Here is a 12,740-nt window from a genome sequence, read left to right as displayed (position 1 = left end):
TTTATCGTGCGCCTACGACCAGGGGATAATCGTCGCCCCGATCCGCTCGCCTCGGCGACCGATCATGGGATCTGCCAATAGGTATTCCCCAGCGCGTACATGTTGTAGATCCACCACCACTGCCCCGCCAGGCATGCGACCAGCACGCTCACCCGCCACAGCGCGGACCGCGGCATCGCGACGGCCCCCCACAGCGGGGACAGCGGCACGAGGAGCCGGAAGATGCTGGACTGCGGGAAGAACACCGCGAGCAGGTACAGCAGGTAGCCGGCCGACCACAGCCGCACCTCGACGCCCATGCGACGCACGTGGGGTTCGAACAGGAGCAGGGCGGCGATGCCGAGGACGGATGCCGCGAGCACGACGTAGCCGGTGATCTCGCCGAGCCCCCAGGAGCCGAACCAGAAGGCGGCACCCTGCACGAACCCGTCGAACGGGACGAAGGCGCCCTCGCTCTGTCCGAGCCAGTTCCGCCGCCACGCGAGTTCGGTCGCCAGGTACGCGCTCGGATCGCCGGTGACGACCGCGGCGAGGACCTGCCATGAGAATCCCACCACGACGGCGAGGAGCCCGAGCGCGCAGATGTGCACGATCTCGCGGACCGGCAGCGGCTCGGTGCGCCTGGTGGCCCAGCGCCAGATGCCGTACAGGCCGAGGAGGAGCGCGAAGGCCAGCACCCCCGGCCGGGTGAAGCCCATCAGCGGGATCAGCACGTACAGCCAGACGTAGCGTCGCCGCTGCAGCATCCACAGCGCAAGGAACAACCACAGCAGGAACAGCGACTCCGCGTAGCCGACCTGGAAGAGCGCGGCCAGCGGCGCGGCGGCGAAGAAGGCCGTCGCCCAGGTCGCGGTGGCGTCATCTGCCCGCATCCGCACGATCCGGTAGAGCACCAGGCACGCGAGGTACCCGGCGACCAGCGCGATGGCGACGGCCGCGACACCCCAGGACCCGAGAAGGAAACCGAGACCCTTGGCCAGGAAGGCGTAGACGGGCATGAATGCCCACTGGTTCTCGGCGACGTCTCCCCCATCGGTGATTGGGAGCTGGGCCGGGTAGCCGTGCTCGGCGGCGAACCAGTACCACTGCGCATCCCACCCGATCATCAGCGTGCCGATGTCGGCGTTCTCGCCGAACCGTGACCCGACGCTCGACAGCGCCGCCGCGAGCAGGAGGAACGTCGTCGTCACCGCGCGCGCGACGATGTAGAGGATGCCGATCCGCACAGCAACCGGCATCCGCTCCCATCGGGTCGGATTCGCGACTGCGTCAGCGGGCGCGGGAGTCAGCCCACCCATGTCAGCCGGCCGATCAGCTCAGCCACGCGCGAAGTCCGCGCTCGACATCCTCGATCTGGGCGATCGGCACACGCTCCTGGTCGTGGTGGGCCAGGTGCGGGTCTCCCGGTCCGTAGTTGACCGCGGGCACACCCATCGCGGAGAAGCGCGCCACGTCGGTCCATCCGTACTTCGGGCGTGGCTCGCCGCCGACCGCGGCGACGAACTGCTGCGCGAGCGGTGCATCGAGTCCGGGCCGTGCGCCGACGGCGACGTCGATGACATCGAGCTCGAAGCCGGCGAACACGTCGCGGACATGCCGCTCGGCGTCGACTGCCGACTTGCTCGGCGCGAACCGGTAGTTGACCTCGACCTCGCACAGGTCGGGGATCACGTTTCCGGCGACCCCGCCGCCGACCCGCACCGCGTTCAGTCCCTCGCGATACACGAGACCGTCCACCTCGACCTCGCGCGGACGGTAGTCGGCCAGCCGGGCGAGCACCGGCGCCGCCTTATGGATCGCATTCTCGCCGACCCAGGCGCGGGCGCTGTGCGCGCGCACGCCGGTCGTGCGGATGACCGCCCGCAGGTTGCCGTTGCAGCCGCCTTCGACGGTGCCGTTCGAGGGCTCGCCGAGGATCGCGAAATCGCCGGCGAACAGGTCGGGCCGGCTTCGAGCCAGTCGGGTCAGCCCATTGAGATCGGCATCGACCTCCTCGTGGTCGTACCACATCCAGGTGATGTCGATCCGTGGCTCGACCAATTCGGCGGCCAGCTTCAGCTGCACGGCGACCCCCGCCTTCATGTCGACGGTGCCCCGGCCCCAGATGTACGCGTCGCCGTCGACGTCCACGTCGCGGGTCGGCACGTTGTCGTTGATCGGAACCGTGTCGATGTGCCCGGCGATCACCACGCGCTGCGGGCGATCCGATTCGGTGCGGGCGACGATGGTGTCGCCATCGCGGTAGACGTGCAGATGCGGGAGCGCCGCGATCGCATCGTCGATCAGATCGGCCAGGACCGCCTCGTCTCCCGAGACGCTCGGGATGTCGCAGATCGTGCGGGTGAGGTCCACGGATGACGCGGTCAGAACGAGGGGCGGCATCCCCTGAGTCTATCGATCCGGTCCGGACGACCGGGGTCGGTTCGATAGCGTGGAGGGATGAGCGAGAATCGGCGCGTATGGGGTATCGGACTGACGACGATCTCCGTGAACGGGATGGTGCTGGACGCCTCCTTCCCTTCCCCCGAGCGCGGGAGCCGGAAGCCGGCGTCCTTCCAGGCGGACGTCGCGGAGCAGCTGCAGCCGTTCGCCGGGGTCGATGATCGCCGGGCGGTCAACGTCGAGGTCGCCGAAGTCGAGATCGATCTCGACGCCCCGCCGGCATCCACGCTCGACGCCTATCTGCGTCTGCACGCGCTCTCGCACCGCCTCGTCCTGCCCAATGACCTGAACCTCGACGGCATCTTCGGCCACCTGCCGAATGTCGCGTGGACCACGGCCGGTCCGATGCACCCCGACGATGCAGCACGGCTCCGCGCGTCGCTGCTGCGCGCGGGCGTCCAGGTGCAGGGCCTGGACAAGTTCCCGCGCCTGCTGGATTACGTCTTCCCCCCGGGGGTGCGGATCGCCGACGCATCGCGCGTGCGGCTGGGGGCCTACCTCTCCCCCGGCACGACGGTGATGCACGAGGGATTCGTCAACTTCAACGCCGGCACGCTCGGCGCCTCGATGGTGGAAGGGCGCATCTCGCAGGGCGTCGTCGTCGGGGACGGCAGTGACATCGGCGGCGGGGCATCCATCATGGGCACCCTTTCCGGAGGCGGCGCGCACCGCGTCTCGATCGGCGCACGGACCCTCCTGGGCGCCAACGCGGGCGTGGGCATCTCGCTCGGCGACGACTGCGTCGTCGAGGCGGGACTGTACGTGACCGCCGGATCGAAGATCGCCCTGCCCGACGAACCGCGTCGGGCGGACGGATCCCCTGCGACCGTCAAGGGCGCGCAGCTGTCCGGGCTCGACGGCATCCTGTTCCGTCGCAATTCGCTCAGCGGCGCGATCGAGGCCGTGCGCCGCGCGGGGGTCGGGGTCACCCTCAATGAGGCGCTGCACGCGTAGAGTTCCCTGAAACGAGCAGGAGACACACGTGAGCAAGCGCATGGCGAAGAAGCTCTACGAGTCCGAGCTGATGATCCTGCAGGCCAAGCTGGTCGACATGCAGGCGTGGGTCCAGCAGAGCGGGGCCCGCATCGTCGTCATCTTCGAAGGACGGGATGCCGCGGGCAAGGGATCCACGATCAAACGGGTCTCGGAGTACTTGAACGCCCGGGTCACCAAGATCGTCGCGCTGCCGACGCCGAGCGAGCGGGACAAGACCCGCTGGTACTTCCAGCGCTACGTCCCCCACCTCCCCGCCGCCGGCGAGATCGTGCTGATGGACCGCTCCTGGTACAACCGGGCCGGCGTCGAGCATGTGATGGGCTACTGCACGAACGAGGAGTACCACCGGTTCCTGCACCAGGCGCCGATCTTCGAGCGGATGCTGGTCGAAGACGGCATCATCCTGCTCAAGTACTGGTTCAGCGTCTCCGACGTCGAGCAGGAGGCGCGTTTCAAATCCCGCGCGAAGGATCCCATGCGGCGGTGGAAGCTCAGCCCGAACGACGTCCTTTCCATCACCAAGTGGGAGGACTACTCGCGCGCGAAGGACACGATGTTCGTGCACACCGACATCCCCGAATCGCCTTGGTACGAGGTCGACAACGAGGACAAGCGGCGCGGGCGGATCAACATGATCGCCCACCTGCTCTCGAAGATCCCGTACGAGCAGGTCGAGCGCGAGGAGATCGAGATCCCGCCACGGCCGGCGTCGGGGGGCTACGAGCGTCCTCCGCGCAACGAGGACACGGCAGTACCCGACTACGTCGACGAGCTCGCACGGCACGGCAAGGACGAGCGGATCGCATCGAAGAAGGGCAAGCGGAAGCGCGAATCGGATGCCGCGGCGATCGCCACTCGTGAAGAGGACACCTCCGCGGCCTGAACCGCCGACCTAGCGCGCGCCGGGATAGTCGCGCGCCCGCGCGCCGACGTACAGCTGCTGCGGGCGGCCGATCTTCGTCTGCGGGTCCTGCTGCATCTCACGCCAGTGCGCCAGCCAGCCGGGCAGGCGCCCGATGGCGAAGAGCACCGTGAACATGCGCGTCGGGAACCCCATCGCCTTGTAGATCACGCCGGTGTAGAAGTCGACGTTCGGGTAGAGGCGACGCTCCTTGAAGTAGTCGTCCTCCAGTGCGAGCTGCTCGAGCTCCTTGGCCAGATCCAGCAGCGGGTCGCTGACGCCGAGTGCTTCGAGCACCTCATCGGCGGATTCCTTGACCAGTTTCGCGCGCGGGTCGTAGTTCTTGTAGACGCGGTGCCCGAAGCCCATGAGCTTGACACCGTCCTCCTTGTTCTTGACCCGCTCGACGAAGCGCTGCACGCTCTCGCCGGAGTCGCGGATACGCGCCAGCATCTCCAGCACGGCCTCGTTCGCGCCGCCGTGCAGCGGACCGTACAGCGCGTTGATGCCCGCCGAGATCGACGAGAACTGGTTGGCGCCGGTCGAGCCCACCAGTCGCACCGTCGAGGTCGAGGCGTTCTGCTCGTGGTCTTCGTGGAGGATCAGCAGCCGCTCGAGCGCCCGGGACATCACCGGGTTGACGTCGTAGATCTCCGACAGGACGCCGAAGTTGAGCTTGAGGAAGTTGTCCACGAAGCTCAGGCCGTTGTCCGGGTACAGAAACGCCTGGCCGATGCTCTTCTTGTGGGCGTATGCCGCGATGACCGGCATCTTCGCCAGCATCCGGATCGTGTTCAGCTCCACGTGCTCGGGGTTGTTCGGGTCGGACTGCGACTCGTAGTAGGTCGACAGCGCGGAGGTCGCCGAGGAGAGGACCGACATCGGGTGGGCGGTGTGCGGCAGGGCGGAGAAGAACCGCTTCAGATCCTCGTGCAGGAGCGTGTGGTGCCGGATCCGGTCATCGAAGGCGGCCAGTTCGTCGGCAGTGGGCAGCTCGCCGTAGATCAGGAGCCACGCGACCTCGAGGTAGGTGCTGTTCTTCGCGAGCTGCTCGATCGGGTAGCCGCGGTATCGCAGGATGCCCTGATCACCGTCGATGAAGGTGATCGCCGACTTCGTGGCGGCCGTGTTCACGAAACCGTAGTCCAGCGCGGTGTGGCCGGTCTGCCGGGTGAAGGTCGAGACATCGACGCTCGGCGTGCCGTCGGTGCCCGTGAGCAGCGGGAATTCAGCGGTGCGATCTCCGATCGTCAGGAGAGCCTTCTGCTGGGTGCCGCTGGCGGCGTTGTCCTGCGCGGTGCCTGTGTCGCTCACGGCGCCTCCTCGCGATTCCTGGTCGGTCAGGGGGTCGTCGGCCCCGGACGGATCCGCCGATTGACATATCCAAGGGGCCAGCGCGAAGACAGCGGATGCCGCGGTCTCGAGCCTTTTACAGCCTACTGTCCCGCCCGGCCTACCGCGGACACGGCCAAAGGACGGCGGGATCGGTAGGAGGATTCCTCAGACGCAGACCCCGGGATCAGGCGGCGCGCAGGCGTGCGGCCCCGGCGGCGATCCGCTCGTCGGTGGCGGTCAGGGACAGCCGGACGTGCAGGGGGAAGTGCTCGCCGTAGAAGGATCCGGGCCCAGCGAGGATGCCCAGGGCTGCGAGGCGGTCCATGCTCTCCCAGGCGTCGCGGCCCTCGGACGCCCAGAGGTAGAGGCCGGCCTCGCTGTGATCGATCCGGAAGCCCGCGGATTCCAACGCCGGCCGCAGGACCTCGCGCCTGGCGCGATACAGGTGCTTCTGCGCAGCCACGTGGGCATCGTCCATCAGCGCGGCGATCATCGCGCGCTGCACGGGCGCCGGAAGCATCAGGCCGAGGTGCTTGCGCGCCGTGGTCAGTCTGCCGACGATCTCAGGGTCGCCCGCGAGGAAGGCGGCACGGTAGCCGGCCAGGTTGGACTGCTTGCTCAGCGAGTACACCGACAGGATGCCGCGGACATCGCCGCCGGTGGCCCGGGCGTCCAGGACAGAGGGGATCGGCTCGCGGTCCCACGGCGCATCCCAGCCGAGCTCGGCGTAGCACTCGTCCGAGACCAGCACGGCGCCGAGCTCCCGCGCGCGCAGCACCGCCGCGCGCAGCTGCGCGGCATCCCACACCCGGCCGTCCGGATTGCCGGGCGAGTTGATCCAGATGAGCCTGGCGCCCTCCGGCCACTCCTGCGGATCGTCCGCCGCCAGCGCGGACGCGCCGACGAGCCTGGCGCCCACCTCGTAGGTCGGGTATGCCGCGCGCGGGTGCACCACGGTGTCGCCGGGGCCGAGTCCCAGCAGGATCGGCAGCAGCGCGACCAGCTCCTTCGAGCCGATCGTGGGCAGCACGCTGTCCGGCGCGAGACCGGACACGCCGCGGCGTCGGCCGTACCAGTCGACGATGGCCTCGCGCAGCGCGGGGGTGCCGACCGTCTGCGGATAGGCGTGCGCGTCCGTCGCCGCCGCGAGCGCGGTGCGCACCACACCGGGGGTCGGATCCACCGGGGAGCCGATCGACAGGTCCACGACGCCGTCAGGATGCTGCGCCGCGCGCGCGGCGTACGGCGCCACTGCGTCCCAGGGGTAGTCCGCGAGGTCGGAGACGCCCATCAGCCGGCCGGGCGGGCTGAGGCGGTCACGGCGCCTGCGGCGGGAGTTCGGCGATGATCGGGTGGTCCTTGTGGATCACGCCCACCTTCGCGGCTCCGCCTGGTGAGCCCACGTCGTCGAAGAACTCGACATTGGCCTTGTAGTAGTCCTGCCACTCGTCGGGCAGGTCGTCCTCGTAGTAGATGGCCTCGACCGGGCAGACCGGCTCGCATGCTCCGCAATCCACGCACTCGTCGGGGTGGATGTAGAGCGAGCGGTCGCCCTCGTAGATGCAGTCGACCGGGCATTCGTCGATGCAGGCACGGTCTTTCACATCCACGCACGGGAGAGCGATCACATACGTCACGGGTCGAGTCTAATTGCTGCGCGCGTCGGCATCGGCCGGAGCCGGGGTGCCGGCCCGTGCGGACGCGATGCCCTCCGGCCACGCCACGACGACGGCGACGAGGATCGGCACGGCGATCGTCCATGCGATGGCGAGGCTGGTCTGCGGCACGATCACCGAGCCACCGGGTCCGCGCCCGGAGAAGACGAGGGTCGCCACCATCATGCCCAGGCCGGTCGCCAGAGCGGACCAGCGATCGGAGGTCAGCAGCCGGACCGCCGCCAGCAGCGCGGCGCTGCCGAGGATCGCGAGGATGAGCCCGATCGGCAGGGGGCCCCAGGAGAAGGAGTGCGCGATGGTTCCCGCGAGCCCGTAGACGATGCCCACGACGAGGGCGACGACCCAGGTGCCCAGGCGTGCGGGAAGAGAGGAGTTCACTCCAGAACTCTACCCAGCCCCACCACGGGGTCCGCCGTCACGCCGCCCACCCCCACAGCCGCAGCAGCGCCGCGACCAGCGCCGCAGCGACCACGACCACCAGGAAGGGCGCGCGCAGGAGCAGGAGTCCGGCTGCCACCAGGACTGCGGGAATTCGGGCGTCCACGACGACCGCCTGCCCGGCGCCGAAGGTCTGCACGGCGACGAGCGCCGCGAGGAGGGCCACGGTCAGCAGGTCGGCGATCCGGGCCGGACGCGGCGCCTCGAGCGCACGCGGCGGCACGAGGTAGCCCAGCGTCTTGAGGGCGACGCAGATGATCGACGCCACCAGCACCGCGGTCCACAGCGTCACGGCAGGCCTCCGAGCTCGGGGACGTCATCGGGCTCCGTGCGTGCGCCGCCCGTCGCCGCGGGGTCGGTGGGTCGCCCGAGCCAGTTGTACCAGCCGACGACCACGGCCACCAGCGCGGCGATCAGGACCGGGATGCCGGGCACGATGACCGGCGTGAGGACCGTCGCCACCACCGCGGCGGCGATGCCCACCGCGATCGGCTGCCGGCCCTTCAGCCGCGGCCACAGCAGCGCGAGGAACGCCGCGGCCGCCGCCGCATCCAGTCCGTACGCGCGCGGATCCCCCAGGACGTCTCCGAGGAGTGCACCGGCCAGCGTCGAGATGTTCCATCCGACGTAGATCGCAAGGCCCGTGACCCAGAATCCGAACAGGCGCGCCCGCGGCGTCGCCTGGGCGATGGAGACCGCGGTCGACTCGTCGATCGTGAACTGCGCGGCCGCGATCCGCTTCCACAGCCCTGAGCCGATGATCGGCGACATGAGCATGCCGTAGGCGACGTTGCGCACGCCCAGCAGCGCCGAGGATGCGATGGCCGCGGGCGCCGCGGCCAGTCCCCCGGCGGCGATCACGCCGACGAAGGCGAACTGGGAGCCGCCGGTGAACATCAGCAGGCTCAGGACGCAGGTCTGCCAGATGTCCAGTCCTGCCGCGACACCCAGCGCGCCGAAGGAGATGCCGTACGCGCTCGTGGCGAGCGCGACACTGAGCGCCTGGCGCGTCGCACGCCGAGCATGCGCGTCAGGTTCGGCGTCCACCGATTCAGCGTAGCGAGGGGTGCGCGCGGCCCGTCCGGGCCACGGCGTCATCCGTGGCCCGATTCCTGCCAGATCAGGCGTTCGCGTCCTGGCGCTTCAGGCGCGACGTGGCGCGAGCGCGCTCGGTGGCATCCAGATTGACCTTGCGTATCCGGACGATCTCGGGCGTGACCTCCACGCACTCGTCCTCGCGGGCGAACTCGAGGCTCTCCTCGAGCGAAAGCTGGCGCGAAGGCGTCATGGACTCGAACGTGTCGGAGGTGGACTGACGCATGTTGGTCAGCTTCTTCTCCTTGGTGATGTTCACGTCCATGTCGTCGTTGCGCGAATTCTCGCCGATGACCATGCCCTCGTAGACCTCCTGCGTGGGCTGGACGAAGAAGGACATCCGCTCCTGGAGCGCGATGATCGCGAACGGCGTGACGACACCGGTGCGGTCGGCGACGATCGATCCGTTCTGGCGCGTGACGATCTGCCCGGCCCACGGCTCGTAGCCGTGCGAGATCGCGTTGGCGATGCCGGTGCCGCGGGTGGTGGTCAGGAACTCGGTGCGGAAGCCGATCAGGCCGCGCGAGGGCACGACGAACTCCATGCGCACCCAGCCCGTGCCGTGGTTGGTCATGTTCTCCATGCGCCCCTTGCGGGTGGCCAGGAGCTGCGTGATCGCGCCGAGATACTCTTCGGGGGCATCGATGGTCAGGTGCTCGAACGGCTCGTACGTCTTGCCGTCGACCTTCTTGGTGACCACCTGCGGCTTGCCGACGGTCAGCTCGAAGCCCTCGCGGCGCATGTTCTCCACGAGGATGGCCAGCGCCAGCTCACCGCGGCCCTGCACCTCCCAGGCATCCGGGCGTCCGATGTCGACGACCTTGAGCGAGACGTTGCCGACCAGTTCCCGGTCGAGGCGGTCCTTGACCAGGCGCGCCGTGAGCTTGTGGCCCTTCACCTTGCCGGCCAGGGGCGAGGTGTTGGTGCCGATCGTCATCGAGATGGCGGGGTCGTCGACGTGGATCTGCGGCAGTGGACGCACATCGTCGGGATCCGCGATGGTCTCGCCGATCGTGATGTCCGGGAAGCCGGCGATGGCCACGATGTCGCCGGGCGCCGCGCTCTCGGCCGGGTAGCGCTCCAGGGCGCGGGTCTTGAGGAGCTCCGTGATCCGGGCGCTGCTGACGGTGCCGTCGGCGCGAACCCACGCCACGGTCTGCCCCTTCTTGAGCGTGCCGTTGAAGACGCGCAGGAGGGCGAGACGGCCCAGGAAGGGGCTCGAGTCGAGGTTGGTGACCCAGGCCTGCAGCGGGGCCTCGTCGTCGTAGGCGGGCGCCGGGACGTGCTCGAGGATCGCCTCGAACAGTGGCTCGAGGTCGTCGTTGTCGGGCAGCGAGCCGTTCTCGGGGCGGTTGCGGGATGCCGCGCCTGCGCGGCCGCTCGCGTAGACCACTGGGACGTCCAGGAGGGCGTCGACGTCGAGGTCCGGCACGTCGTCGACGAGGTCGCTGGCCAGACCCAGCAACAGGTCGTGCGCCTCCTCCTCGACCTCGGCGATTCGGGCGTCCGGGCGATCGGTCTTGTTGACCAGGAGGATGACCGGGAGCTTGGCCTCGAGCGCCTTGCGCAGCACGAAGCGCGTCTGCGGCAGAGGCCCTTCGCTCGCGTCGACGAGCAGGACGACGCCGTCCACCATCGACAGACCGCGCTCCACCTCGCCGCCGAAGTCCGCGTGACCCGGCGTGTCGATCACGTTGATCGTGACCGGTGTGCCGCCGGCGTGGACACCCTGATAGGTGATCGCCGTGTTCTTCGCGAGGATCGTGATGCCCTTCTCGCGCTCCAGGTCGTTCGAGTCCATCGCCCGTTCGTCCACGTGGGCGTGCTCTCCGAACGAGCCGGTCTGACGCAGCATGGCGTCGACGAGGGTCGTCTTGCCGTGGTCGACGTGGGCAACGATCGCGACGTTGCGGAGGTCTGAACGGTGGGCGCGCGCCATGAAAAATCCTTGCAGAAACGGGGAAGCGCCCGGAGCCGGGCATCCCCAGTCTACCGGGCGCTTCCTGAGCGTCCCTCGCAGGTCGTCCTAGCCCTCGGTGCCGGTCCGATCCAGCAGCAGCGCGCGGGCTTCGCGACGGATGCGCTGCTCCTCGGGGTTCGGCACGGGGACGGCGGCGATCAGGCGCTGCGTGTACGGATCGGTGGCCCCGCGCAGGATCTGATCGCGGGTGCCGATCTCCACCAGCTTGCCGTGATGCATCACCGCGATCCGGTGGGCGAGGATGTCGACGACGGCCAGGTCGTGACTGATGAACAGGCACGCGAACTGCAGCTGCTGCTGGAGTTCCTGCAGCAGGTCCAGGAAGCGCGCCTGCACCGAGACGTCCAGCGCGGAGGTCGGCTCATCGGCCACCAGCAGCTCTGGTGCCAGGGCCAGCGCGCGGGCGATGCCGACGCGCTGACGCTGACCGCCGGAGAGCTCGTGCGGGAAGCGGTTGCGGTAGGAGGTGGGCAGTTCGACCTGCGACAGCAGCGTCTGCACGCGCTTGTCCAGATCCTTCCCCTTCGCCTCCCCGGACAGCAGGATCGGCTCGCCGATGGACTGGCCGATCGGCATGCGCGGGTTCAGCGACGACGCCGGGTCCTGGAAGACGATCCCGGTGCGGCGGCGGATCGCGAACAGATCCTTCTGCGACGCGTGCGAGATGTCGGTGCCGACAGCGGTGAGCTTGCCCTCGGCGATCGGGATGAGACCGATCGCCGCGCGGCCCAGTGTCGTCTTGCCCGACCCGGACTCGCCCACCAGTCCCACGATCTCACCCGGGAAGATCTGCAGGTCGATGTGCTCGGCCGCCCGGAAGGCGGGGATGCGGCCCCGCTTGGGGTACTCGATCGCGACGTCCTCGAAGGAGAGCACCGGGGCGCGCGTCTCGATGGTCTCCTCGGCCGCCTCGGATGCGCGTTCGCGGATCGCGGCGATGACGGGAACGCCCGCTCCCTCGCCCTCGAGCATCACCTCGGCGGCGTCCGGCTCCTCCAGGACCCCGAGTCCGAGGTGGGGCACAGCGGCCAGCAGCTGCTGCGTGTACGGATGCTGCGGAGCGTGGAAGATCTCCTCCACCGTTCCGGACTCGACGACGACGCCGCTCTTCATCACCATGACGCGGTCGGCGAGGTCGGCGACGACGCCCATGTCGTGCGTGATCAGGATGATCGCCGAGTCGAGTCGCTTGTGCAGGTTGCGCATCAGGTCGAGCACCTCGGCCTGCACCGTGACATCCAACGCGGTGGTGGGCTCATCGGCGATGAGCAGCAGCGGATCGCACGAGATCGACTGCGCGATCATCGCGCGCTGGCGCTGCCCGCCGGAGAGCTGGTGCGGGTACTTGTTGAAGGACTGCTCCGGGTTGGGCATCTCGACGAGGCGCAGCAGTTCGACGGCGCGCTCCTTCGCGACCGTCGGCGCCATGGCGCGGTCGTGCGAGCGCAGCGCCTCCACGATCTGGAAGCCGATCGTGTAGACCGGATTCAGCGCCGTCATCGGCTCCTGGAAGATCGGCGCGATCTCGTTTCCGCGCAGCGCCCGCAGCGTGGTGTCGTCGATCCCGCGCAGCTCGCGGCCCAGCAGCTTGATCGAGCCGGTGACCCGTGCGTTCTCCGGCAGGAGACCCAGGAGCGCCATCGAGCTGGTGCTCTTGCCCGACCCGGACTCGCCGACGATGGCGAGGACCTCGCCGCGGCGGACCACGTAGTTCATGTCGATCGCGGCGGGGTAGAACTCCCCCTCGACCCAGAATTCCACGCCGAGGTTCTGCACCTCCAGGATCGTCTCCGGCAGCGCTTTGTGCGACGCCGCGATCTCGGCGCTGATGCCCGTGCTGTCAGTCATTGCGTGATTCCCATCTGCGAAGCTTGAG

At 69.0% G+C, this 12,740-nt stretch carries 12 protein-coding genes; 2 read left to right on the top strand and 10 right to left on the bottom strand.

What is annotated here, in order from left to right; translation table 11 throughout:
- Positions 1-62: 62 nt before the first annotated feature.
- Complete coding sequence (locus BLT19_RS10020; RefSeq protein ID WP_091489352.1) at positions 63-1,238, bottom strand: hypothetical protein; 1,176 nt, start codon at positions 1,236-1,238, stop codon at positions 63-65.
- Between the two features lie 73 nt (positions 1,239-1,311).
- Complete coding sequence (gene dapE / locus BLT19_RS10015; RefSeq protein ID WP_091489348.1) at positions 1,312-2,382, bottom strand: succinyl-diaminopimelate desuccinylase; 1,071 nt, start codon at positions 2,380-2,382, stop codon at positions 1,312-1,314.
- 57 nt (positions 2,383-2,439) lie between these two features.
- On the opposite strand from dapE, the gene dapD reads away from it, so the two are divergent.
- Positions 2,440-3,396 carry a 2,3,4,5-tetrahydropyridine-2,6-dicarboxylate N-succinyltransferase gene (dapD, locus tag BLT19_RS10010; RefSeq protein ID WP_091489345.1) on the top strand — a complete coding sequence of 319 codons (957 nt, stop codon included), beginning with the start codon at positions 2,440-2,442 and terminating at the stop codon, positions 3,394-3,396.
- 40 nt (positions 3,397-3,436) lie between these two features.
- Positions 3,437-4,321 carry a polyphosphate kinase 2 gene (gene ppk2 / locus BLT19_RS10005; RefSeq protein ID WP_091493734.1) on the top strand — a complete coding sequence of 295 codons (885 nt, stop codon included), beginning with the start codon at positions 3,437-3,439 and terminating at the stop codon, positions 4,319-4,321.
- 9 nt (positions 4,322-4,330) lie between these two features.
- Here ppk2 and BLT19_RS10000 read toward each other — a convergent pair whose 3' ends face one another.
- From BLT19_RS10000 to BLT19_RS09965, 8 genes are all read right to left on the bottom strand, one after another.
- Positions 4,331-5,653, bottom strand: coding sequence for a citrate synthase (locus BLT19_RS10000; protein ID WP_269457407.1), 1,323 nt, complete (start codon positions 5,651-5,653; stop codon positions 4,331-4,333).
- 205 nt (positions 5,654-5,858) lie between these two features.
- Entirely contained in the window at positions 5,859-6,965 is a 1,107-nt protein-coding gene (gene dapC / locus BLT19_RS09995) for a succinyldiaminopimelate transaminase (RefSeq protein WP_091489342.1), read from the bottom strand.
- A gap of 25 nt (positions 6,966-6,990) precedes the next feature.
- Entirely contained in the window at positions 6,991-7,311 is a 321-nt protein-coding gene (gene fdxA / locus BLT19_RS09990; protein WP_091489340.1) for a ferredoxin, read from the bottom strand.
- Between the two features lie 9 nt (positions 7,312-7,320).
- Entirely contained in the window at positions 7,321-7,728 is a 408-nt protein-coding gene (locus BLT19_RS09985; RefSeq protein ID WP_091489337.1) for a histidinol dehydrogenase, read from the bottom strand.
- 37 nt (positions 7,729-7,765) lie between these two features.
- Positions 7,766-8,080 carry an AzlD domain-containing protein gene (locus BLT19_RS09980; protein ID WP_091489334.1) on the bottom strand — a complete coding sequence of 105 codons (315 nt, stop codon included), beginning with the start codon at positions 8,078-8,080 and terminating at the stop codon, positions 7,766-7,768.
- Positions 8,077-8,835 (bottom strand): AzlC family ABC transporter permease, encoded by a 759-nt coding sequence (locus BLT19_RS09975; protein ID WP_231917604.1) that lies wholly within the window; start codon positions 8,833-8,835, stop codon positions 8,077-8,079. Before BLT19_RS09975 ends, BLT19_RS09980 begins: the two co-directional genes overlap by 4 nt.
- 73 nt (positions 8,836-8,908) lie before the next feature.
- A complete protein-coding gene (typA, locus tag BLT19_RS09970; RefSeq protein ID WP_091489329.1) occupies positions 8,909-10,822 on the bottom strand; it encodes a translational GTPase TypA in 1,914 nt (637 codons plus the stop codon).
- An 87-nt stretch (positions 10,823-10,909) separates the two neighbouring features.
- Positions 10,910-12,712, bottom strand: a complete 1,803-nt coding sequence (locus tag BLT19_RS09965) for a dipeptide ABC transporter ATP-binding protein (protein ID WP_091489326.1) — start codon at positions 12,710-12,712, stop codon at positions 10,910-10,912.
- Positions 12,713-12,740 lie beyond the last annotated feature (28 nt).

Origin of the sequence: Microbacterium pygmaeum (genome assembly GCF_900100885.1) — a bacterium.
In the GTDB taxonomy this organism is placed as follows: domain Bacteria; phylum Actinomycetota; class Actinomycetes; order Actinomycetales; family Microbacteriaceae; genus Microbacterium; species Microbacterium pygmaeum.
The sequence above is the reverse complement of the archived record's forward strand: the minus strand, read 5'-3'. Positions and strand labels throughout refer to the sequence as shown.